This window comes from Bacillus sp. BD48 (genome assembly GCF_046566805.1).
Classification (GTDB): domain Bacteria; phylum Bacillota; class Bacilli; order Bacillales; family Bacillaceae; genus Bacillus; species Bacillus safensis.
This window is the reverse complement of the sequence record NZ_JANGFM010000003.1, coordinates 211,939-235,316: the sequence shown is the minus strand read 5'-3', so window position 1 is coordinate 235,316 and position 23,378 is coordinate 211,939. Positions and strand designations below refer to the sequence as shown.

Here is a 23,378-nt window from a genome sequence, read left to right as displayed (position 1 = left end):
TTCATCAGTTCTGATTACAATGGTATTCTATGTATAAATGCCCTTATTGGTATGGGCGGATCCACTGTTTTTCTTGATTTGCCTAAGGCATCATGACCGAAATTATATTGGACGAGAGCTTTATCCTGTCTTATACTAAAGGTTAGCCGGTGAAACGGTACTTAGAAGACAGTAGAAATGGTGAGAAAAAGATGCTGGAATATCAGGTGAAAATAGATTCGTTCGAGGGTCCTTTGGACTTGCTTTTACATTTAATCAACCGGTTGGAAATTGATATTTATGATATTCCCGTCGCTAAAATTACGGAGCAGTATTTATTATATGTCCACACGATGAGGGAGCTTGAGCTCGATGTTGCGAGCGAATATTTGGTCATGGCAGCAACTCTCCTGAGTATTAAAAGCAGAATGCTTCTTCCGAAACAAGAGGAAGAGCTGTTTGATGAAGACCTGCTCGAAGAGGAAGAAGACCCTCGAGAAGAGCTGATTGGCAAATTAATTGAATACCGCAAGTATAAAAATGCAGCACAAGAACTAAAGGAACGCGAAGAAGAAAGGCAAAATGCCTTTACAAAACCACCGAGTGATTTAAGCGAATTTGCAAAAGAATCAGAAGCGAAGGACACAAATTTACACGTAACGGTGTATGATATGTTAGGTGCGTTCCAAAAGGTATTAAATCGAAAGAAAATAACGAAACCAGCACCATCAAAGATTACAAGACAAGAAATCCCGATTGAAGACAAAATGAATGAGATTATGAACCATTTAAGAAAAACAAAAAAGCGGACCAATTTCATGACTCTATTTCAACATGATCAAAAGGAACACCTTGTCGTGACGTTTCTTGCTGTTCTCGAATTGATGAAAAGTCATCAAATCATGCTAGAGCAGGAAGGGAACTTTGAAGACATTTATATCATAGGGAGTGAAACGATTCATGACGCTTGATATCGTGAATTGGAAAGCCATCTTAGAAGCGCTGCTGTATGCAGCAGGTGACGAAGGCTTAACAAGAAAACAGCTCATGTCTGTTCTTGAAGTAGATGAGTCGGTATTACTCGACATTATGTCTTCCGTAAAGGAAGAATATCAAAAACAAGAACGAGGGATTGAGCTCATTGAATATGCAGATTCATATATGCTGCTGACGAAAAAAGAATACAGCATGTATTTAAAAAAATTAGTCGAGACACCATCCAAGGGTTTGTCGCAGGCAGCGCTTGAGGTGCTTGCCATTGTTTCTTATAAACAGCCGATTACACGCAGTGAGGTAGAGGAGATTAGAGGAGTCAAATCAGAGCGGGTACTTCATAGCTTAGTAGCCAAAGCGCTGCTCTGTGAAGTAGGACGTGCCGATGGTCCAGGACGAGCGATTCTTTATGGGACAACCCCTACCTTTTTAGAGCAATTTGGCTTAAAAGCCTTAGATGAATTACCGCCGCTTCCAGAAAATGTGGAAGCAGACGGAGTACAAGAAGAGGCCGATCTATTTTTTGAAAACTTCAATCAAACATTTGAAGACATAAAATAGTTCAAAAGAAGGAAAAATGTATGATAAAATATAAAAAAGATTTTAGGTCTAAAATCTTTTGATGACAGATAAAATGGTGACAAAGCCATGAGGGGAAGGTAAACACGAAACAAATGGCACATATGAATGTAAAGGCTCAAGTTGATCAAGCAGGCGTCTTTTTATCAAAGGTTGCAATTGAAATGAATGGTTTTCTGAACGAAACCACCTTATCAAGCTTGAAACGATTAAACCCCGAAGCGGAAGCCTATTATTGTGACATATTGAGTACATTACGGAAGCTTGCAGTGTACAGCGAGGATGCAGCAGCCATTTGCAGGAAAATGGGCCAGCAGCAGACATTCCCGCAGCAAGCCGCACAGCAGATGCTTCACCGTATTTATCATCAATGTATTGAAGAATTTTTCACGCCAAAAAAGGATACATGGTATGAAGACAGCCGTTCGGCTTATACAGGAAAAAGCAGTATTGTTTTTCACCATGAAGTATCCGCTGATATGAAACAATTATTTTCTTCATTAGAAAAAGACTTTTTAGCGATGAGAGAAGAGCTTGAATATACGACTTCTCATCAGCAAGTGAAAATGATATAAGCAACTTGAAGAAGCGTCTCTATATGTAGAGGCGCTTTTTTTTATGGACGAGGCATCATAACTTTTTCAGCTGAGCATACACTTGTACAAAACGGACAAGGACGTGAATGAACATGCCCTATTTAAAAATTGGAACAGCAGTCCTTCTTCTATTTACACTCTTACTGCCTTTTTCCTCACATGCCAAAGCAGACATTTCATTATCAGTGAGTGCAAGAAGCGCCATTTTAATAGATGGACAGTCAGGCAGAGTCCTATATGGAAAGGACGAGCACGAAAAAAGAAGAATCGCCAGTATTACAAAAATCATGACGGCTGTATTAGCCATTGAATCAGGAAAAATGAAAGATACCGTCAAAGTATCAAAACGTGCGATTGGGGCGGAGGGCTCATCCATTTATTTAAAGGAAGGGCAGAAGGTGAGCTTAGAAGATTTAACGTACGGGCTCATGCTGCGTTCTGGAAATGATGCAGCTGTTGCCATTGCAGAGCATGTTGGCGGCAGCTTAGAAGGATTTATTTTTATGATGAATCAAAAGGCAGCTGAACTAGGAATGGAGAATACGAATTTTCAAAATCCGCACGGACTCGATGATCATAAAAATCATTATTCATCAGCCTATGACATGGCAATCCTAACAAAATACGCGATGAAGCATAAACAATATCAAAAAATTGCCGGTACGACTTTCTATAAAGCGAAGACAATGGAAGGCTATTGGAAAAATAAAAACAAGCTGCTCACCGGCTTATACGAATATTCAACTGGAGGGAAAACGGGATATACAAAGCTTGCAAAACGCACACTCGTCTCCACCGCTGCAAAAGGGGATGCCGAGCTGATCGCTGTGACCATTAATGCGCCGGACGACTGGAAGGATCATATCTCTATGTTTGAATATGCATTTGATCACTACAAAACGTATGTGCTTGCTGAAAAAGGAAGGCTCGCTTCATTAAAAGGGACCTTTTACGAAAAAAAAGCGTTTATTAAGCGTGATGTGGACTATTTTTTAAATGAAGATGAGAAAAAACTTGTCAAAATTGAAACGGAACTGCTCACCCCTAAAAAGAAATGGAAAAAAAACACCGAAGCCATCCCAGATGTTGTAGGGAAGATGACGATTTTATTAGATGGACAGGTGATCGAGCAATTACCGATTTTTTATGAAAATAAACGAAACCGCATGCCTCAAAAAAGTTTTCAAGAAATGTTTAAGTCTGTCTTTCAGACGTCTATAGGCGGATCTTCATGGTCAATCTAATTTGGGTATTTCTCACTGTCATCGGTCTTGTCTATGCGATGTTTAATGGAACGATGCAGGAAGTGAACGAGGCTGTATTTAAGGGCTCAAAAGAAGCGGTTACAATTTCGATTGGTTTGATTAGTGTCCTCGTTTTTTGGCTCGGGCTAATGAAGATTGCCGAAGAGGCAGGGCTGTTAAATTTCTTTAGTAAATTGTGCCGGCCCTTTATTTCAAAGCTATTCCCGGATATTCCGCCTCAACATCCTGCAATGGGGTATATTTTGTCCAATCTTATGGCGAATTTCTTTGGTCTCGGGAATGCTGCTACACCGCTTGGGATTAAGGCGATGGAGCAGATGAAGGCATTAAACGGCGGGAAAAATGAGGCAAGCCGGTCTATGATTACATTTTTAGCGGTCAACACGTCCTCTATCACACTTGTGCCAACCACCGTCATTGCCATAAGAATGACCTATGGGGCAGATCAGCCAACAGACATTGTAGGACCAACCATTTTAGCAACACTCATTTCAGGAATCGGTGCAATTCTCATCGATCGATATTTCCACTATCGCAGAAGCAGGCGGGGGTGATCTTGTGGCATTTATTAACTGGCTGTCACTTGCTTTGATTCCACTGATCATCGCAGGGATTTTGATTGCGGGTACCATTAAAAAGGTACCAACCTATGAAACATTTGTAGAGGGAGGAAAAGAGGGCATTCAAATTGCCTTTTCAATCATTCCCTATTTAGTCGGTATGCTTGTGGCTATTACGATATTCCGTGCGTCAGGTGCGCTTGATTTTGTCATGGGACTGTTAAAACCAGTCTTTACAGCGATTGGTTTCCCGGCAGAAGTCGTGCCGCTTGCGTTTATTCGCCCGATATCAGGAACGGCTGCACTCGGAATGACATCTGACTTGATAGCGACATATGGCCCTGATTCTTTTATTGGCCAGCTTGCAGCTGTCATGCAAGGGTCAACAGATACCACCCTTTACATTTTAACGGTCTATTTTGGAGCAGTCGGTATTAAAAAAATGGGAGATGCGCTAAAAGTAGGTTTGCTAGCAGATCTCATTGGTGTCATTGCATCTGTGATTATCGTCAGTTTGTTATTTAGCGGCGCCTAATCAGGCGCTTTTTTGTATTTCATGGATGGAAAATCGCTTTTTAGCTGAAATTAGACAGACGAAACGCTTATTTTTCCACGAATGCTTGTTTGTTTTAAGTCAAGCAAGTAAGATAGTACATGAGGTGAAAGACAAATGGAACGTTTACAGAAAGTAATTGCACATGCCGGCGTCGCTTCAAGACGAAAGGCTGAAGAATTAATTAAAGAAGGACGAGTTACCGTTAATGGTCAAACAGTGACAGAGCTCGGAGTGAAGGTGGGCTCTTCAGATAAAATTGAAGTCAATGGATTAAAGCTTGAAAGAGAAGAACCCGTTTACTTTATGCTTTATAAACCGCGCGGCGTCATTTCAGCTGCCGAGGATGATAAAGGACGTAAGGTCGTCACAGATTTCTTTGATGATGTCCCGCAGCGCCTTTATCCAATCGGCCGGTTAGATTATGATACGAGCGGTTTGATTTTGATTACAAATGATGGTGAATTTGCCCATAAGCTCATGCACCCGAAATACGAAATTGATAAAACGTATGCAGCGAAGCTAAAAGGCATTCCATCAAAGGAACTGCTTAGAAAGCTAGAAAAAGGGATCATGTTAGATCATAAAAAAACAGCACCTGCTCGTGCGAAAATGCTTTCTATTGATAAACGAAAGCAAACTTGTATTGTTCAATTAACCATTCATGAAGGCAGAAACAGACAGGTGCGCCGCATGTTTGAAGCGATTGGACATGATGTGTTAAAGCTAAAAAGGGAGCAATATTCGTTCCTTCATATTGAAGGTATGAGACCAGGAGACCGCAGAGAATTGTCTCCGCATGAAGTAAAGCGCCTGCGAGCAATTGCGGATCATGGGAAAAGCGCTTTTTAATTTTCACATAAACTTCAAAAAATGAGGAAGCATCAAAAGAAGGAGAATGCTATAATTTACCTGAATGTCTATGGGGAAGGGGTACTTCAGATGAAAAAAAGACGGTTTTTCATACGGACGGGCATTCTCCTCGTGATGCTTGCTGCACTATGTTATACAATGTATAACTCAGTATTTGCCAAACAGGATCGAGTCAAAGAAGGATCTATTGCGCCAAACTTTGTCCTTCAATCTGTCGATGGGGATCGGATTGAATTAAAGGACTTAAAAGGCAAAGGTGTCTTTCTTAATTTTTGGGGTACATGGTGTGGTCCGTGTAAACAAGAATTTCCTTATATGGCGAATCAATATGAAGTGTTCAAGGATCGCGGTGTGGAAATTGTTGCAGTCAATGTTGCGGAATCCAAGATTGCCGTAAAAAATTTTATGGAATCCTATGGCGTGAATTTTCCTGTTGCCATGGACAAAGATCGTCAAGTGACAGAGGCATATGATATTACGCCGCTGCCAACCACATTTTTAATTAATCCTGAAGGCAAGGTAATCAAAGTCATAAAGGGAACGATGACAGAACGTAATGTCTATGAATATATGAATTTGATTAAACCAAAGGGGTCATAGAATGAAAGAGGTAAAGTGCGAGTGTGGACATATTAATCCAATCGGTACTGTTCTATGTGAATCATGCGGGAATCCCATTGCGGCTAAAGAGAAAAACTCTTCAAAGCTGCTTGATATGAGATATGACGGCAGTGCAAGACGCTCGCAAACATACAACAAAACGATTGTTGATAAAGTATGGAACTTTTTTTCTTCCGTTAAAGTGGGGGTGTGGCTGATTGTCATTACACTGCTCGCTTCTTCACTTGGAACGATTTTTCCGCAGGAGCGATTTATTCCGCCAGGTGCATCTGCTTCCACGTATTATGAAGAGCAATATGGATCGTTTGGCAAGCTGTATTACACACTTGGATTCCATGATCTTTATAATTCTTGGTGGTTTTTAGCTCTTGTCGCATCAATCGGAATCTCCCTTGTCATTTGTAGTCTCGACCGCGTTATTCCTCTTTATCGAGCACTCAAAAACCAAGGGGTTATTAAAAAAGAAGGCTTTATGAGAAGACAGCGTCTGTTCAGCGAGACAGACAAAACATTAGATCAGCATACATATGAAGGCATCATAAGAGCAATGAAACAAAAGCGTTACCGCGTGCGAGAAGAAAATGGGCATATTTTAGCCGAAAAAGGACGTTTTTCACGCTGGGGACCTTACGTCAATCACATTGGATTAATCATCTTTCTCATTGGATCGATGCTCCGGTTTGTCCCAGGCATGTACGTGGATGAAACGCTGTGGGTCAGAGAAGGTGAAACCGCACCGATCCCAGGTACGGATGGTCAATATTTCTTGAAAAATAATGCGTTTTCAATTGATCGCTATGAAACTGGAAATGAAAAAGAAGTGTTTGAGAATGCCATTGAAAAAGCTGGAGACGGTCAAGTGGTGAAAAGCTATAAAACGGATGCCATCTTATACAAACGTGAAGGAGAGGTTGTATTAGGTGAAAAGCCCAAGCTGAAGCAGGTTACAGAACACGATATCAAAGTGAATGAACCGCTCAAGTTTGACAATTTCTCATTATATCAAGTGGATTTTAAACAAAATGAACTCGATCAAATGGTCTTTCAGCTGATTCGTAAAGATACAGAAAAATCTTTCGGTACAGTGAAGATTAATCTGCTGGAGCCTAAGTCAGAATATGATCTTGGTAGCGGTTACAAAGTCAAGGTGATGAGCTATCTGCCTGATTTTTATTTTGACGATGATGGAACGCCGAGTACGAAAACAAGGAATCCGAATAACCCTGCTTTCGTGTTTGAAATGATTTCTCCTGAAAAACCTAAAGGTGAAAAAAGCTTTGTGGCCATTCAAGAGACAGTAGAGGGTTCAGATAACAATCTATATAAAATGAAGTTTGATCGGGTTGAAACAAAAAACGTCACAGGGTTAACTGTTAGAAAGGATTTAACACTTGGGGTGCTCATTGTGGGCGGAATCATCTTCATGATTGGTGTCGTGCAGGGGATGTATTGGCAGCATAGAAGAATCTGGCTGTCGGCAAAGGATGGAAAAGTATTTGTGGCAGGACATACAAATAAAAACTGGTTCGGCTTAAAGTCCGATCTTAATGTGTTACTAAGCGGCAGTGGCATCAAACAGCCAGTTGATCAAAAAGAACTGCCTGATACAACAAGTATCAGCAAAAGCAAGGGGGAAGGATTAGATGGCGGCAGTCAGTGAAAATCTGTTATTTGCAGCTTTTCTATTTTATTTAGCGGCAGTTCCTTTTTTTGGTGGTGCCATTAAAGGAAAAAAGAAAGAAGATGGACCGCGCAGGAATAAGGCGGCACTCATTGGCATTACGCTTACCATTATCGGTTTTTTGAGCCAGTTAGGCTATTTTATTTCAAGATGGATCGCGTCTGGTCATGCACCAGTCAGTAATTTGTTTGAGTTCACAACCGCTTTTGGCATGATGCTGGTGCTTGCATTCATCATTTTATATTTTGTGTATCAAGTGTCTGTACTTGGTTTATTCACACTTCCAATCGCTTTATTGATTATTGCCTATGCAAGTATGTTCCCATCAGATATTTCACCGCTGATTCCTTCACTTCAAAGTAATTGGCTTTATATTCACGTGACAACAGCAGCACTTGGCCAAGCCATTTTAGCCATCAGCTTTGTGGCAGGCGTCATTTTTTTATTAAAGCATGTGGATCAAACAAAGCCAGGGAAGAAGACGTTTGGTTTAGAGCTTGTCATGTTTATGATTGTCGTCACACTTGCATTTATCGCTGTCACGTCTATTTTTAGAATGACAGGATATGAAGCGACATTTAATTGGATCGATAAAAACAAAGAAAAAAGTGTGATGGTCTATGAGCTGCCAGCTCTTGTCGGACCTCATAAAGGGGAGCTTGTGACGGAAGATCGTTTGGAGCCGTTTGTTGAGCTGCCGCCTGTTTTTTCAGGTAGAAAGGTCAATACAGTGTTATGGTCATTTGGCGTGGGGCTGATGATATACGGACTCATTCGATTGATCATTCGCAAACGCCTGAGTGCACTGCTTCAGCCTCTAGTGAAACAGGTGAACCTAGATTTAGTCGATGAGATTGGATATAGGGCTGTTTCGATTGGTTTCCCTGTATTTGCGTTAGGCGGGCTGATTTTTGCCATGATCTGGGCGCAAATTGCATGGACTAGGTTTTGGGGCTGGGACCCGAAGGAAGTATGGGCATTGATTACGTTTCTCTTTTATGCAGCCTATCTTCATCTTCGCTTGTCGCGGGGCTGGCATGGTGAAAAGTCGGCTTGGCTTGCTGTAATCGGCTTCGCCATTATTATGTTTAATCTCATCTTTGTCAATCTTGTTATTGCGGGGCTTCATTCCTACGCATAATCACAAGGAAAAGCCAACTTTTATGATTCAATTCGGCTTTTTGTTAAAATGAATGTAACAACGGAGAAAGCAGGAGGATTGTCTAATGGAACACACAACTCAAACGAAAATATTAGTCGTAGATGATGAGGCAAGAATTCGCCGCCTTTTAAAAATGTATTTAGAACGTGAAAATTATGAAATCGATGAAGCGGAAAATGGAGATGAGGCGATTCAAAAAGGGCTTCAAACCGATTATGACCTCATTTTGCTTGATTTAATGATGCCTGGTACAGATGGAATCGAAGTGTGTAATCAAATTCGAGACAAAAAAGCGACTCCAATCATTATGCTGACGGCAAAAGGAGAAGAAGCCAACCGCGTTCAAGGATTTGAGGCAGGAACGGACGACTACATCGTCAAACCTTTCAGCCCGCGTGAAGTTGTTTTACGTGTAAAGGCATTGCTCAGAAGATCGTCTCAAACGTCTTATCTTAATACAGGGACAACAACAAAGGATGTTCTTGTGTTTTCTCATCTTTCTATTGACCATGATGCACATAGGGTGACGGCTGATGGCAAAGAAGTCAGCCTTACGCCGAAGGAATATGAGCTTTTATATTTCCTTGCAAAAACACCAGATAAGGTTTATGACAGAGAAAAGCTGTTAAAAGAAGTATGGCAATATGAGTTCTTTGGAGACTTACGAACAGTCGATACCCACGTCAAACGACTTCGTGAAAAACTGAATAAAGTGTCACCAGAAGCAGCGAAAAAAATCGTAACTGTATGGGGTGTCGGGTACAAATTTGAGGTCGGCGCTGAATGAAACTGTGGAAAAGTGTTGTAGGAAAGCTTTGGTTAACCATTCTTTTCCTCGTCCTGATCGTTTTATCTATATTAACTGTGCTTCTTTTAGAGTTCATTGAGAATTATCATGTAGAAGAAGCAAAGTCTGATCTAACACAAATGGCAAACAAAGTAGCGGTCATTTTGGAAAGCCATGAGGATCAATCGCTTGCAAGATCAATTACATCAGAACTTGCTGACAAATTGACGAGTATTGCGATCATCCAAGAGGACGGGCTAGAGTGGTATTCGTCTGAAAAAGGCGGGAAGCTTCCTGCGATTACAAAGAAACAAATTGAAGCGGACAGCGATTTAAATCAAGCACTGAAAGAGCGTAAAAAAATCAGTAAACGTGCAGAACCTGATACAGGCAATCAAAAAGATGAACGAATTGTAGTCGGTGTTCCATATGAGGCGAACGGGAAAAAAGGCATGGTCTTTCTTTCTCAGTCACTCCTCGCTGTAGAACAAACAACAAAACACACGACGCGCTACATCTTCTTAGCAGCCGGAATTGCCATTGTTTTGACCACTATATTCGCTTTCTTCCTGTCAACACGTGTCACCTATCCTCTCAGAAAGATGAGAGAGGGGGCACAAGATTTGGCGAAAGGGAAATTTGATACAAAGATTCCTATCTTAACGCAAGATGAAATTGGAGAACTGGCTATCGCCTTTAATCAAATGGGAAAGCAGCTTAAATTCCATATCACAGCCTTAAATCAAGAAAAAGAACATTTGTCTAATATTTTAAGCAGTATGGCCGATGGCGTTATCACCATCAATATTGATGGAACGATCTTGATGACGAATCCTCCTGCAGAACGATTTTTGCAGGCATGGTATTACGAGCAAAATATGAAGATCAAAGATGGAGATGAGCTGCCGCCAGAAGCGCGCGAGCTATTTCATACAGCTGTCAGCACAGAAAAAGAGCAAATGATTGAAGTTACGCTGCAAGGGCGTACCTGGGTTCTTCTCATGTCTCCGCTTTATAATCAGCAGGATGTCAGGGGAGCAGTTGCGGTCCTTCGTGATATGACTGAGGAACGAAGACTTGATAAGCTGAGAAAAGACTTCATTGCCAATGTCAGTCATGAACTTCGTACGCCAATTGCCATGCTGCAAGGGTACAGTGAGGCGATTGTAGATGATATTGCAGGATCAGAAGAGGAGAAGAAAGAGATTGCGCAAATTATCTATGATGAATCACTTCGAATGGGACGTCTTGTGAATGACCTTCTAGATCTAGCGAGAATGGAAGCAGGTCACATTACACTGAATCTTGAATCAACAGATACAGAAGAGCTGACTGAGAAGATCTACCGTAAGTTTCTCGGGATTGCGAAAGAAAAACAAATCGACCTTACGTATGATATTCAAGTGGATGAACCGTACTTTGTATTCGATCCGGATAAGATTGAACAAGTGTTTACGAATCTCATTGATAATGCCATTCGTCATACACCAGAGGGCGGAGAGGTTCACTTTTCGGTTCAATCGGTGGAGAACGGGCTGAAAATGGATGTGAAAGATTCGGGGAGCGGAATTCCCGAAGAGGATCTGCCCTTTATTTTCGAACGTTTCTATAAAGCCGATAAAGCAAGGACAAGAGGACGATCTGGTACTGGACTCGGCCTTGCGATTGTGAAGAACATCGTAGAGGCGCATCAAGGCTCTATACATGCTCACAGCAAAGCGGGGGCAGGTACACACTTTACCTTCTATATTCCAAGAAAAAAGCAGGAAGTCGTCTAATCTTGACGAAGAATCTTGTTACATGAGAAACACTTCTTTTCGAAAGAAAATGAAGTGTTTTTTCTATTTTCAAATTTTTAAGGAGAAGTTAAACAAAAAGCCCTTTCCAAACTGTCGAACTTGTAATATATTTGTCATAAAGTTGTAATGTAACGTTTTGTAAGTGTCACTCGACAAAAATAAGTGAACGGAGGGGTTTCCTATGCATGAAACCTTTCAAAAAATATATGATTCGTACCATCAAGATTTGTACCAGTTTTTATTTTATATGGTTAAAGATAAAAATCAGGCAGAGGATCTCGTGCAGGAGGTTTACATTCGGGTACTTCACTCATATAAAACTTTTGAAGGAAGAAGCAGCGAGAAAACATGGCTGTTTTCAATTGCAAGGCATGTAGCGATTGACTGGTTTCGCAAGCAGCAAACCATTAGACAACGGGTGCTTGGCACGTTTGATTGGGATAAGCAGGATGTAAAAGACCCAGACTTGCTCCCAGACGAACTGGCTGTACAGGATGAAAATACAAAAGAAATTTATGCCGCACTTGATCACTGTACGATTGATCAAAGAGCTGTCATCATTTTAAGATTTATCCAGGGCTACTCAATCATGGAGACGGCAAAGGCGCTAAAGTTCTCGGAAAGCAAAGTCAAAACAACGCAGCACCGAGGCCTGAAAGTGCTCCGAAAACATATGGAGCTTTTGAAGGAGGAGCTAGTGAATGAAAACGAACAGGTCCGATTGGAGCGAAGAACGAATCAAGGTGTTACTAAGTCAGCTTCCAAAGGTGGAGGACAACCGTTCATCTAAGCAGATATACCAGCAGATGCTGATGGCAAGCGGGAAGAAAAAGAAAAGTGTCAAATGGATCGGTCCAGCGGTGGCAACCGTTGTGGTTTTATTTATGGCATTTTTAATTTCTCCTCATTTATTTCAGCCGGCTGCTCAAGAACATCATCAACAGATGAAAATGGACTCAAGTGCTGACAAAGGACAGGTGAATGCCACATTAGAGCCTGTGAAACAGACAAATGGCACCGCGCATGTTGTTTCTCATGAAGACAAGCAAAAGTATATGACGGTTGCATACATAGATGAATCAACATCTCAAGTGGTTCCCATTAGTATTGAAAAAGAAAAAGAATATGACCATTTGCAGGAAATGATGAGCACATATGAACAGGTGCAGCTGCCTGAAATGACAAAGCCTCTTCAATCTTATCTTGAGATGGTCGACCTTCGTGAAAAAGGCAATACACTTGTTTTTCAGTTAAAAAATGATTTGTCCCTTGATACGATAAAGGAAGCTAATCAATTTAAAGATATGGTAAAAGAAACGCTCAAATGGAGCAGGTATAAACAAGTGGAAGTCAAGTCAGTCAAAGGTTCTCATCTTCAATTAGGGGCTAGCAGCATTGGCACGATATCAATTGATAAACAAACGAAGAAAGCTTATTTCGTGTTAGAAAATAAGAGCGGGACTTTTTTGGTGCCCTCAAAAGCGCATTATTCTTCTTATGAAGATGCGGTAGAGGCCATGAAACGCACGAGTGATTCCGGACTTGAACCATTAATTAAAGAAGAACCCATTAAAGAAGTGACATCAAAAGGTAAGCATGTGACCATCACGTTTGGAGCATCAGCACAATTATCGGACTCAATTGATCATATTCTACTCATTGAAGGTCTGCTGCTCACAGCGAAAGATTTTGGTTTTACAGATGTCACCATTCAATATGCAGGAACAGATCAAGTAGGACCATATGAAATGAATGAACCAATAGAAGTGCCGGCTCTGCCGAATCCTGTTGTCATCAAAGATCGTTAAAGGACGCAAGCAAGTCATTGCGTTCTTTTTTTATGTATAGAAAACGGCCTTCTTGCTGTATACTAAGCTGTCATGAAAAGAACCTCAAAGGGGAGTCACTGATGAAAAGGTATTGCTTCATAGGTGCCAGCTGTTTTTTGCTCTTGATCTTAGCGCCATTTGCCCATGCGCAGAAGACAAACGAATGGGTGGAACCAGTGAAAGGAGAAGTCACTGACTTGTTTGGGACAAGAGGCGGCTCGCATAAGGGATTAGATATAGCTGCGCCAGAAGGAGAATCCATTTTTGCTGCAAGTGAAGGTGTGGTCGCGCGTTCGTATGTATCGGCTACATATGGAGAAGTTGTGTTTATTCAGCATCCAAACGGATACGAAACCGTCTATGCTCATTTACACGAGCGTTTTGTGAAAAAGGGTGACCAAGTACAAGCGGGAGAGCCGATTGGTATAATTGGCAACACAGGAGCCTCTAGAGGCACTCATTTACATTTTGAGGTACATCGTGGAAATTGGTCAGTCAGCAAAGAGGATGCGATAGATCCGCTCAAAATGATTGCTGTGGAGCGTTTCAAGGAGCCGGCTCTTCATGTAAATGGACATGAAAAAAATACATATGTCATTCAAAAAGGGGACACTCTTTGGTCGATAGCAAAGGCACACGAAATGACTGTAGAACAATTGAAAAAGATCAATGAGCTGACGACTCATCTCATTCGAACAGGAGACCGATTAATGGTTTCAACTAAATAAACCTCATGCTTTTGCATGAGGTTTATCACTGTTTTTTATAGATCAATCAGGCGGACAGAAAGAATATCCTGTACTTCGGTTAATTTTTTCACAATTTCGTCCTCAAGATGCTTGTCGAAAGAAAGCATCATAATGGCTTCGCCGCCTTTTTCTTTACGTCCTACCTGCATTGTTGCAATGTTGACATCATGGTCGCCTAAAATCTGTCCAACCTTTCCAATCACACCAGGTGCATCTGTATGCTGGATATAGACTAGGTGTCCATCTGGATAAAAATCAATATTAAATCCATTAATAGAAACAACACGTTCCCCTAGATGCGGAATGTAAGTCGCTTTAAGAGTAAAGGTTGAAAGATCCCCTTTGACTTCAATAGAGATACTGTTTTCGTAACCAGATTCACTGGAAGAAATTTTTTCACTAAAGCTAATGCCGCGTTCTTTTGCCACCATTCCAGCATTTACTTCATTCACAGTCGAATCAACACGCTCTTTTAAAAAGCCTGACAGGAGACTTTTTGTGATAAAGGATGTTTCGAGTTTTGAAATAGAGCCTTCATAAGAAATACCTACTTCTTTTACAGGTTCTCTCATTGATTGAGAGACAAGACGTCCAAGTTTTCCTGCAAACTGATGATAAGGCTGAATCTTTTTGAACTCGTCTTTTGTCATCGCTGGTAGATTAATAGATGACATGACAGGAAGGCCTTTTGCAAATTGAAGGACTTCTTCAGATACTTGCGCCGCAACATTTAATTGTGCTTCTTTTGTAGAGGCACCAAGATGCGGAGTTGCAATGACGTGTGGATGATCCACAAGCGGATTATCAGTTGGAGGTTCTACCTCGAATACATCAAGTGCAGCTCCTGCAACATGGCCGCTTTCAAGAGCTTCAAGAAGGTCAGCTTCGTCAATAATACCGCCGCGTGCGCAGTTAACAAGGCGAACACCTTTTTTCGTTTTTGCAATCGTTTCTTTATTGAGAAGTCCTCTTGTTTCTTTTGTTAATGGTGTATGTACAGTAATGATATCTGATACTTCGAGTACTTCATCCAGTGATTTCGCATTGACGCCAATTTTTTCTGCACGTTCCTTTGTGAGAAATGGGTCAAACACGTTGACTGTCATGCCAAATGCTCTTGCACGCTGGGCGATTTCACTTCCGATTCTGCCTAAGCCGACAATCCCAAGAGATTTTCCGTAAAGCTCAGCACCAACATATGCACCTCTGTTCCATTCTTTTGATTTGACAGAAATATTGGCTTGCGGAATATGACGCATGAGTGATGAAATCATGGCGAACGTATGCTCAGCTGTCGAGATCGTATTACCGTTTGGTGCATTGATCACAATGACGCCGTGTTTGGTCGCTTCATCAATGTCAATATTGTCTACTCCCACACCGGCACGGCCGACAATTTTTAATGAAGTCATTTTTTCATAAAGCTCTTTCGTTACTTTCGTGGCACTTCTGACAAGTAAGGCATCAAACGTGTGTAGTTCATCTTCTGCTTCTGCTACATTTTTTTGGACAATTTCAACAAAATCTGATTCTAAAAGTGGTAGAAGACCATCATTGCTCATCTTATCTGAGACTAATACTCGAAACATCGTTAGATTTCCTCCTAAAATAAACGTCATAAATATCTGATAATTTACCATATTCCTTTTCACTGTGTCAATCAAATTAAAGCAGTAAAGTGAAAAAGAAAACACGAACATTTCTTTGTGTCTTTATAAAGAATGAACACCTTTAAACAAAAGATAACCAATTTTTGCGCATTTGTCATTATAATTTTTGTGTTTTTTACGATTTCTTAAAACTGATGAATTTGCTCAGGATTTTTATCTGTACAAATGCTCATATATCATATATAATGATGTCGAATTGAATAATGATCAATCTTCGGGGCAGGGTGTAATTCCCTACCGGCGGTGATGAGCATAGTCTCTAAGCCCGCGAGCCTTTTTGGCAGGATTCGGTGTGATTCCGAAGCCGACAGTATAGTCTGGATGGGAGAAGATGGAGGTTCGTAAACGTTGAAAACATTCATGTTCACACGTTTATTTGTCTAGCCCAATTTCCCCGCTCCTATTTTTAAGGGCGGTTTTTTTGTGGCTAAAATGGAACAATCCTCTTTTCGAAAGATTTGATCGAAAAGGAGAGAGAATATTGAATCAAAGTAAAGTAAAGCGTTTAGTCGTTACCAGTATGCTCAGCAGTATTTCGTTTGTATTAATTTTATTGGATTTTCCTTTCCCGGGTCTTCCAGCGTATTTGAAAATTGATTTCAGTGATATCCCGGCGATTATTGCGATTTTAATTTATGGACCGGGTGCAGGGATTGCTGTTGAGGCATTAAAAAATGTACTGCATTACCTCATTCAAGGCAGTATGTCTGGCGTTCCAGTTGGGCAAGTCGCGAACTTCATTGCAGGCACATTATTTATCTTGCCAGTCGCCTTTATGTTCAAAAAAATCAAATCAGCAAAAGGGATGGCATGGTCTATGATCGCGGGTACATTGCTTATGACTGTGATGATGAGCATTTTAAATTACTTCTTATTCCTGCCAGCTTACACATGGTTCTTAAACGCGCCAGAACTATCTGATCATGCGCTCAAGACGACCATTACAGCAGGGATCTTACCATTTAACTTTATAAAAGGAATCATCATTACCATCGTGTTTAGCCTCATTTTTGTAAAAATGCGTCCATGGTTTGAAAATAAACGCCGACTTCAAAATAGTTAATATAAAAAAAGCCCCTGCATAAGGGGCTTTTTTACTATTCATGCTTAAGCGGGTCACCCTCGAAAGATTCGTCCGCAACTTTAATTGAATCTGTTGGACATCCTTCAAATGCATCAAGCATATCTTCTTCAAGTACTTCTGGAACCTCTACAGTCCCTTGGTTGTCATCAAGCGTAACAAATGCAATGCCTTCATCATCATAATCATAAATGTCTGGAGCAGCTGCACCGCATGCGCCGCAAGCAATACATGTGTCTTTGTCTACAATTGTATATTTTGCCATGTTAAAAAAATACCTCCCAGATTGTTCGATGGAACAAATGGTCTAACCTTTTTAGTTTCACCGATAAAAAACAATTTCCTCAAACCTTATTGTAATGATTTTAATTTCACATTTCAACTGTAAAGTGATTGAGAATGCTTATCACATAAGGGTTTGTTCATAACTTTCCCCCACAAATTGAGTTTAAACATTTCTTCTTCTATGAAATCTGTTAAAATAAAGGGAGAAAATATTCGAATTTTGTCAGGAAGACAGGTGCTTTGGCGAATGACTCTTCATTACTTGGATGTCATGTTAATGGACAGCGTACATAAATTGAACGGCGAACGCTCCATAAGTGCTGTCTACCATCTTTTTAAAGGAAAAAAATCATCACAAACCATACAGGATGCCAGTTTGTTTCAGCTTTCAAATTATTTCGGCTGTTACCCGGGGTTTACGAGGGATCAGCTGAATCGCTCTGCTATAAAGCTTGACGAAAAGCACTACATTAAAAAAACAGGGGAGACATTCACTGTTACAGATGCAGGACAGCGTATGCTCAACCAGTATTTTTCAGAAAAACCGATGCCCGCTTATTTTCATGGTGCCAAATATCATGAAAAAGCAAAGGTGCTATGGATGAGGCTCTCGTTACTTGTACAAGTGCTTTCTCACCATCTGGCTGGATCACATCAATATGTCCCAATACAAAGAGATGTTTCTGTACAAAGCTGGACAAAGTCCTTCTTAAAACAGCATCACGAGAAGAATAAGCTTTCAGAAGAGCTGCATCATGAACTAGACAAGCTCCTTACCCGTATGAGTGATCAAGAGGCGCTGATTTTTGTTTATTCATTGACGTCAAATGAAAGAATTGGACGGACGTATCAGCAAATGGCAGAGTGGCTAAAAGAAGATGTGTGGTATGTGTACCTGCTTTTTTGGAATGTCCTCCATTATTTTATTCATGCTGCCCAAAAAGGTGAGGCGCAGGTTATGCAGCAGCTCGTAGGTGACCTTGAATTCAAACGCGTGCTAACAACCTCTACCCATAAAACGCTCGAGCTTGTGCAAAAAGGCTTTGATATTGATCAGATTGCTCACATTCGTTCATTAAAAAAGGCAACGATTGAAGACCATATTGTCGAGCTGTCCATACATGAACCGAGCTTCTCAATAGAGCCATATGTGAGCGAAGAAGAGCAGCAGGCCATTCATGCAGTAGCCAGGGAGCTCCAAACAAATAAAATGAAGCTGATTAAAGAAAAACTCGAATATCCATTTACTTATTTTCAAATAAGATTGGCTCTGACAAGGATGGTGAAAGCAAATGGATAAGCTTCATCAGACGCTCATGCGATATTTTGGTTACGACTCATTTAAAGCAGGTCAAGAGGACATTATTCAAAGTGTACTAAATCATAAAGATACGGTTGCCATGCTGCCTACTGGCGGCGGGAAGTCCATTTGTTATCAAATTCCCGGCTATATGACTGAAGGCTTAGTTCTCATTATTTCGCCGCTGTTATCGCTTATGGAGGACCAAGTCGAACGAATGAAAATGCGCGGAGAAAAACGAGTGGCGGCACTGAACAGCACATTGTCTTTTCATGAAAGGCGACATATCATTCGGCATTTGCCATCATATAAATTTTTATTCGTCGCGCCTGAGGCATTAATGTCAGAGGTGCTGCTAGAACAGCTCAAATCAATGCATATTGGTCTGTTCGTCGTCGATGAAGCTCATTGTATATCTGAATGGGGACATGATTTCCGTCCGGAATATTCCAAGCTGGGAGAATGGAGAGAAGCATTAGGTCATCCTGCCGCCTTAGCACTGACGGCAACAGCAACGAAACAAACGCTAAAAGATACCGTGCAAACGCTAAGATTGCAGCATCCAGACTTTCATATTCATTCTGTCAACCGGCCAAACATCGCATTAGTCAAAGAAGCGCACGAGACGAAAGAAGCAAAAGAGAAACGGGCCATTGAGCTTGTGGAATTCCTGCAAGGCCCAGGCCTGATTTATTGCCCGACTCGGCAAATGACAGAAGATATGGCGCTCATTTTGAAACAAAAAACCCATCAGCGTGTAGAGTATTACCATGGCGGAATGGATGCAGGAGATCGCATGCTTATTCAGCAGCAATTTATCAGCGGACAGCTTGACCTTATTTGTTGTACAAGTGCTTTTGGAATGGGAATTGATAAAGCAGATATACGATTTGTTATTCATATGAGCCCGCCGCAGTCAATTGAAGCATTTATGCAGGAAATTGGAAGAGCAGGACGGGACGGGAAAAATAGTGTGAGCATTCTTTTATATACAGAAGAGGACGCGGATATTCAACAGCATTTAATACAAGCAGAAGGCTTTGATGATCCAGAAATTGATTTCTTCTTAGCTAGGCTGACACAAATGCAGACAAATGATGAAAAGAAATTACGTGAACAATTGATGGAATCAGGACTTCAAGAGACACGTGCAAGAATGCTGATCCATTATTACAGAATGTATCAGTCAGAACAGCCTCGTGTGCTCCTGATGAAACTGAAAGAGAAATTGCAGGACAGACAAACAGAAAAACTGAGAAAAGTGTGGCATTTTAAGGAGCGGATCACAGATCATAGCTGCTTTAGACAATCTCTGTTATCATACTTTTACGAACAGCTTGATCAAACGGAGAGCGCATCCTCTGGCAGCTGCTGTTCTTCTTGCGGACTTGACCTGTCTGATTATGAAAAAAAAGATCAACCATTGGAGCTGAATGAAATGAAACACTGGAAGACCGTGCTGGATCGTATGTTTCATCTGTCAAAAGAGGCGCAGCATTGATTGAACAACACCGCCGAATCATCGAAAAATTAACCGATCGACAAGTCGTAGAACAGCTGTATTTCACGCAGCTGCTGATGCTGATCATTTCTTTTTTACTAGGTATATTTATGTTCGATCATTGGACAGATTTCACATCCCTTTGGGAGATCCAAGATGCGCGGATACTGACTTATGGAATTGGCGGCGCTGTGCTTGTGATCATTGTGGATGCGATTGTCATGAAGGTGTTTCCTGCTCATATGTATGATGATGGCGGATTAAATGAAAAAATGTTCAAAAACCGCAGCATCCCGCATATTGTTTGGTTAGCACTGCTCATCGCCTTTTCAGAGGAAATTCTATTCCGAGGGATTGTCCAGCAGCAATTTGGATTGGAGATTGCAAGTATCGTGTTTGCGCTCCTTCACTTTCGCTACTTATCAAAAATACTCTTGTTTATCCTTGTGGTTTCTATTAGTATTTTTTTAGGACTTTTATACGAGTGGACTGGGAATTTATTTGTTCCTGTCATGACCCATTTTGTTATTGACTTAGTCTTTGCTTGTCAAATTCGTTTGAAATATAGGGGGAGGGATGAACATGGAAGAAATGTCGAGAATGAAGAGAAAGAAGGAGCAGCTGACAAACATCCATGACGATGATGCAGAGAAAATTTTTGAAGAAGAAGTGCAGCCTTCAGATGACTCTCACTTTCCTACACGAGAAGATTTTCATGAATATAAAAAGCAGCGCACGAAAAAGGTGCGCAATCCATTGTTTACAACACTGGCTATTATCTTTCCTATTATCGTCGTCACGGTGTTCTTCCTTCTGATCTACTACACGTCAAAGGAAATCAACCATAATAATAATCAAGATGTATATAATATTGATTCTACATCAAGTGCTGACACAGACCCAGTCCCGTCAGCACTTGTCGAAACGAAAAATGATTCTAATGCTGATAAAGCGGATGCGTCTGATGATGAGAAGCAAAAGAAAGATGAAGAAAAAGAAAAACAGCGATTGAAAGAAAAAGCTGAACAGAAGAAAAAAGAAAAAGCTGCTAAAGAGAAAGAAGAGCGTGAACAAGCAGCGAAAGAAAAAGAACGCGCGCGAGCCGAAGCTGCCAAAAAGCGTGAGCAGCAGCAGCTAGCCCTGCAAAAGCAGCAGGAAGAGAAAAAACGAAAAGAAGCCGAAGAGAAAAAGAAACAGGAAGAAAAGCCAGTTCGTGTCGTGCAGCACACTGTTGGTCCAGAGGAAAACCTGTATCGAATTTCAATGAAGTATTACAAAAACCGTTCGGGTGAAGAGAAAATTAGAGCCTATAATCATTTGAAAGGTAACAGCGTGTACAGTGGTCAAGTGCTGAATATTCCACTAGAAAACTAATCACCTGACATGAATGAAGAAGCACGCACATACATATGTAGAAAAAAGGGACAGGGTGTATGTGATGACATTGCACGCAATCAGCCGATATATGGATCAGCCGACACAGAAAATGATGGAAACATTGATCAAAAGAAAGCATAAATATGAGGGCTTTGCCAAGCAGTGCAAAAGATGGCAATGGACAGCCCTTCTATCGCTGGCCATTCTTTTGTTTTATTTTGTGATCACGGCAAATGCGGGAGGCGGCTCGCTTCAGCCTGAAGCCATGATTGCAACACTGCTTGGTCATGAAGTTTTTCTGTTTTGGATCATGGCTGAGGTCTTTGCTTTTTACGCATCTTATTACTATAAGAAAAAAGAAGAAAAGGCTGAGGATGAATATCATCGGCTTCGATGTGAAATTATACAAAAAAGTACAGATTTATGGCCTCAATCGAATCAGTGGAAAGAGCGCGAGGCGGTTTTTCACTATATGCAGAAGCAGTATGACATTAATCTCTATTATGAAAGTAAATAAATGAGAAAAAAAGACGTTTAACAGTTGAAACGTCTTTTTTCATTCAAGCGTCTTATGAAAGAAAGATATGTAAGGGAGCCATTTGTGATGAAATATGCCATCGGATTTACTGCCGCCATTGCGGCTGTTACAACAGGTGTGTGTGTAACGGCAAAAATGGTGAAAACGGCAAAACAAAACAACATCAAAAAGCATTACTTTACAATAGAAGCACTTCAATCAGACCGGCCTGCTGTCATTTTCTTTATTTCTGATACACACAGACGTCTCATCAGTGACACTTTATTAGCAGAAATCAGACAGGAAGAGCCAGATGTGATTATGATTGGCGGAGATTTAGCAGAAAAAGGTGTACCCTATGCAAGGATTGAAGAAAATGTGAAACGTTTATCAAAAATTGCGCCGGTTTATTTTGTTTGGGGAAATAATGATCATGAGCTGCACCAGCAAAGGTTTAAAGAGATTCTTCATGCATACGATGTCACGACTTTGCAAAATGAAACGGCTGTATGGAATTTCGAAGGCCAGCGAATCAAAATCGGAGGAATTGATGATATTCGGCTTGAAAAAGCAGATTATGAAGCGATACGGCCTGAGTTTGTGAAAGATGATGTCAATATTCTCTTATCACACAATCCAGATGTGCATCATTTGATGAGTGAAGAAGAGGGAATTGATCTTGTCCTGAGCGGTCATACGCATGGGGGACAGATCCGAATTGGGAAATTTGGTCCGTATGAAAAAGGAAGAACAGGCCAGGTCAAAGGTGCGTTCTTTCTCATTAGTAATGGCTACGGGACAACAAAGATTCCAATGCGTCTAGGAGCAGAACCAGAAACCCATCTGATCTATTTAATGCCTCTAAAAACGCGTTAACTTGCGGTACCCTCAATATTTTCCATAAAAGTCACCGTAAGCATAGCCTCATGCTTGTCTTCCGTCTTGACACAGTGTAAACTGAATACAAAATTAAGAACCTATGACTCATCATCTCATATACTACAGTATGATGTGTGTTTAGAAGAGGCAGGAGGGAACGTTATGCGACTGGAGCGTCTGAATTATAATAAAATCAAAATTTTTCTCACACTAGATGACCTGACAGACCGAGGTCTTACGAAAGAAGACCTTTGGAAAGATTCGTTCAAAGTCCATCAGCTGTTTAAAGACATGATGAACGAAGCGAATCAGGAGCTCGGTTTTGAAGCGAATGGACCGATTGCTGTTGAAGTATTTTCTCTTCAGGCGCAGGGGATGGTCGTCATTGTCACAAAGAGTCAGCAGGAAGATGCTGATGATGAGTTTGATGAAGATTACATTGAGATGCAAGTCAAGCTCGACGAGAGCAAGCATGTGCTCTATCAATTTGCCTCGTTTGAAGATGTGATTCAACTGTCCCATAGTTTAAGTCGTATTGGACTTTTAGGGGGTACAGTTTACCATTATGAAGGTCAATATTATCTCAGCCTGGATGATGTTGGAGAATTATCTGCTGATACAGTCATTTCGATTTTAGCAGAGTTTGGTTCACCTACGACACTAACCATTCACCGGCTAAAAGAATATGGAAAAGTGATCATGCAAGAAGATGCTGTGAAAACGATTCAAATGTATTTTTAAT

The 23,378-nt window shown here is 40.9% G+C and carries 25 protein-coding genes and 1 riboswitch; of the genes, 23 read left to right on the top strand and 2 right to left on the bottom strand.

The window, feature by feature from the left end; translation table 11 throughout:
- Window positions 1–191 precede the first annotated feature (191 nt).
- The 15 genes from ACLGGR_RS11135 to ACLGGR_RS11065 all read left to right on the top strand — a co-directional run bounded on the left by ACLGGR_RS11135 (window position 192) and on the right by ACLGGR_RS11065 (window position 14,005).
- Window positions 192–950 (top strand): segregation/condensation protein A, encoded by a 759-nt coding sequence (locus tag ACLGGR_RS11135; RefSeq protein ID WP_024422848.1) that lies wholly within the window; start codon window positions 192–194, stop codon window positions 948–950.
- The gene (gene scpB / locus ACLGGR_RS11130; RefSeq protein WP_024422847.1) at window positions 940–1,533 is read left to right on the top strand and encodes an SMC-Scp complex subunit ScpB; all 594 of its coding nucleotides are present in this window, start codon (window positions 940–942) and stop codon (window positions 1,531–1,533) included. Before ACLGGR_RS11135 ends, scpB begins: the two co-directional genes overlap by 11 nt.
- Before the next feature lie 113 nt (window positions 1,534–1,646).
- Window positions 1,647–2,126, top strand: coding sequence for a YpuI family protein (locus ACLGGR_RS11125; protein WP_142945909.1), 480 nt, complete (start codon window positions 1,647–1,649; stop codon window positions 2,124–2,126).
- A 113-nt stretch (window positions 2,127–2,239) separates the two neighbouring features.
- Complete coding sequence (locus ACLGGR_RS11120; protein ID WP_410973087.1) at window positions 2,240–3,391, top strand: D-alanyl-D-alanine carboxypeptidase family protein; 1,152 nt, start codon at window positions 2,240–2,242, stop codon at window positions 3,389–3,391.
- Window positions 3,379–3,966 carry a nucleoside recognition domain-containing protein gene (locus ACLGGR_RS11115; protein ID WP_142945907.1) on the top strand — a complete coding sequence of 196 codons (588 nt, stop codon included), beginning with the start codon at window positions 3,379–3,381 and terminating at the stop codon, window positions 3,964–3,966. Before ACLGGR_RS11120 ends, ACLGGR_RS11115 begins: the two co-directional genes overlap by 13 nt.
- 4 nt (window positions 3,967–3,970) lie before the next feature.
- On the top strand, window positions 3,971–4,507 hold the full coding sequence (locus tag ACLGGR_RS11110) for a spore maturation protein (protein ID WP_041085969.1): 537 nt from the start codon (window positions 3,971–3,973) through the stop codon (window positions 4,505–4,507).
- 135 nt (window positions 4,508–4,642) lie between these two features.
- Entirely contained in the window at window positions 4,643–5,377 is a 735-nt protein-coding gene (gene rluB / locus ACLGGR_RS11105; RefSeq protein WP_024422842.1) for a 23S rRNA pseudouridine(2605) synthase RluB, read from the top strand.
- 90 nt (window positions 5,378–5,467) lie between these two features.
- Window positions 5,468–5,998: a thiol-disulfide oxidoreductase ResA gene (gene resA / locus ACLGGR_RS11100; RefSeq protein ID WP_041085967.1), complete on the top strand. Its 531-nt coding sequence runs from the start codon at window positions 5,468–5,470 to the stop codon at window positions 5,996–5,998.
- Window position 5,999: 1 nt separating this feature from the next.
- Window positions 6,000–7,679 (top strand): cytochrome c biogenesis protein ResB, encoded by a 1,680-nt coding sequence (resB, locus tag ACLGGR_RS11095; protein WP_142945906.1) that lies wholly within the window; start codon window positions 6,000–6,002, stop codon window positions 7,677–7,679.
- Entirely contained in the window at window positions 7,663–8,841 is a 1,179-nt protein-coding gene (gene ccsB, locus ACLGGR_RS11090) for a c-type cytochrome biogenesis protein CcsB (RefSeq protein ID WP_251216596.1), read from the top strand. The genes resB and ccsB overlap by 17 nt, the downstream gene beginning before the upstream one ends.
- 85 nt (window positions 8,842–8,926) lie before the next feature.
- The gene (locus ACLGGR_RS11085; RefSeq protein ID WP_003215596.1) at window positions 8,927–9,649 is read left to right on the top strand and encodes a response regulator transcription factor; all 723 of its coding nucleotides are present in this window, start codon (window positions 8,927–8,929) and stop codon (window positions 9,647–9,649) included.
- Entirely contained in the window at window positions 9,646–11,427 is a 1,782-nt protein-coding gene (locus tag ACLGGR_RS11080) for an ATP-binding protein (RefSeq protein ID WP_410973086.1), read from the top strand. Before ACLGGR_RS11085 ends, ACLGGR_RS11080 begins: the two co-directional genes overlap by 4 nt.
- A gap of 202 nt (window positions 11,428–11,629) precedes the next feature.
- Window positions 11,630–12,238 carry an RNA polymerase sigma factor SigX gene (sigX, locus tag ACLGGR_RS11075; RefSeq protein WP_024422837.1) on the top strand — a complete coding sequence of 203 codons (609 nt, stop codon included), beginning with the start codon at window positions 11,630–11,632 and terminating at the stop codon, window positions 12,236–12,238.
- A complete protein-coding gene (locus tag ACLGGR_RS11070; RefSeq protein WP_251216598.1) occupies window positions 12,150–13,256 on the top strand; it encodes a sigma X negative regulator in 1,107 nt (368 codons plus the stop codon). Before sigX ends, ACLGGR_RS11070 begins: the two co-directional genes overlap by 89 nt.
- Window positions 13,257–13,357: 101 nt before the next feature.
- Entirely contained in the window at window positions 13,358–14,005 is a 648-nt protein-coding gene (locus ACLGGR_RS11065) for a peptidoglycan DD-metalloendopeptidase family protein (RefSeq protein ID WP_410973085.1), read from the top strand.
- Window positions 14,006–14,040: 35 nt separating this feature from the next.
- On the opposite strand, the gene serA is transcribed toward ACLGGR_RS11065, so the two are convergent.
- Window positions 14,041–15,615 (bottom strand): phosphoglycerate dehydrogenase, encoded by a 1,575-nt coding sequence (serA, locus tag ACLGGR_RS11060; RefSeq protein WP_024422834.1) that lies wholly within the window; start codon window positions 15,613–15,615, stop codon window positions 14,041–14,043.
- A 287-nt stretch (window positions 15,616–15,902) separates the two neighbouring features.
- A riboswitch (FMN riboswitch) is annotated at window positions 15,903–16,033 on the top strand.
- Window positions 16,034–16,177: 144 nt separating this feature from the next.
- Between serA and fmnP the strand changes: the two genes are divergently transcribed.
- Window positions 16,178–16,759, top strand: coding sequence for a riboflavin transporter FmnP (gene fmnP / locus ACLGGR_RS11055; RefSeq protein ID WP_041109656.1), 582 nt, complete (start codon window positions 16,178–16,180; stop codon window positions 16,757–16,759).
- A gap of 34 nt (window positions 16,760–16,793) precedes the next feature.
- Here fmnP and ACLGGR_RS11050 read toward each other — a convergent pair whose 3' ends face one another.
- Window positions 16,794–17,042, bottom strand: a complete 249-nt coding sequence (locus ACLGGR_RS11050; protein WP_003215700.1) for a ferredoxin — start codon at window positions 17,040–17,042, stop codon at window positions 16,794–16,796.
- A gap of 267 nt (window positions 17,043–17,309) precedes the next feature.
- Here ACLGGR_RS11050 and ACLGGR_RS11045 point away from each other — a divergent pair, with 267 nt between their 5' ends.
- From ACLGGR_RS11045 to ACLGGR_RS11015, 7 genes are all read left to right on the top strand, one after another.
- Entirely contained in the window at window positions 17,310–18,362 is a 1,053-nt protein-coding gene (locus ACLGGR_RS11045; protein ID WP_410973084.1) for a YpbB family protein, read from the top strand.
- A complete protein-coding gene (locus ACLGGR_RS11040) occupies window positions 18,355–19,863 on the top strand; it encodes a RecQ family ATP-dependent DNA helicase (RefSeq protein ID WP_410973083.1) in 1,509 nt (502 codons plus the stop codon). Before ACLGGR_RS11045 ends, ACLGGR_RS11040 begins: the two co-directional genes overlap by 8 nt.
- Window positions 19,860–20,501: a CPBP family intramembrane glutamic endopeptidase gene (locus ACLGGR_RS11035; RefSeq protein WP_251216601.1), complete on the top strand. Its 642-nt coding sequence runs from the start codon at window positions 19,860–19,862 to the stop codon at window positions 20,499–20,501. Before ACLGGR_RS11040 ends, ACLGGR_RS11035 begins: the two co-directional genes overlap by 4 nt.
- Window positions 20,446–21,237, top strand: coding sequence for a LysM peptidoglycan-binding domain-containing protein (locus tag ACLGGR_RS11030; protein ID WP_142945898.1), 792 nt, complete (start codon window positions 20,446–20,448; stop codon window positions 21,235–21,237). Before ACLGGR_RS11035 ends, ACLGGR_RS11030 begins: the two co-directional genes overlap by 56 nt.
- Before the next feature lie 64 nt (window positions 21,238–21,301).
- A complete protein-coding gene (locus ACLGGR_RS11025) occupies window positions 21,302–21,757 on the top strand; it encodes a DUF2663 family protein (RefSeq protein ID WP_047202733.1) in 456 nt (151 codons plus the stop codon).
- An 87-nt stretch (window positions 21,758–21,844) separates the two neighbouring features.
- Entirely contained in the window at window positions 21,845–22,633 is a 789-nt protein-coding gene (locus ACLGGR_RS11020) for a metallophosphoesterase (protein ID WP_410973082.1), read from the top strand.
- A 165-nt stretch (window positions 22,634–22,798) separates the two neighbouring features.
- On the top strand, window positions 22,799–23,377 hold the full coding sequence (locus ACLGGR_RS11015; protein WP_024428080.1) for a genetic competence negative regulator: 579 nt from the start codon (window positions 22,799–22,801) through the stop codon (window positions 23,375–23,377).
- The last annotated feature ends 1 nt before the right edge of the window (window position 23,378 follow it).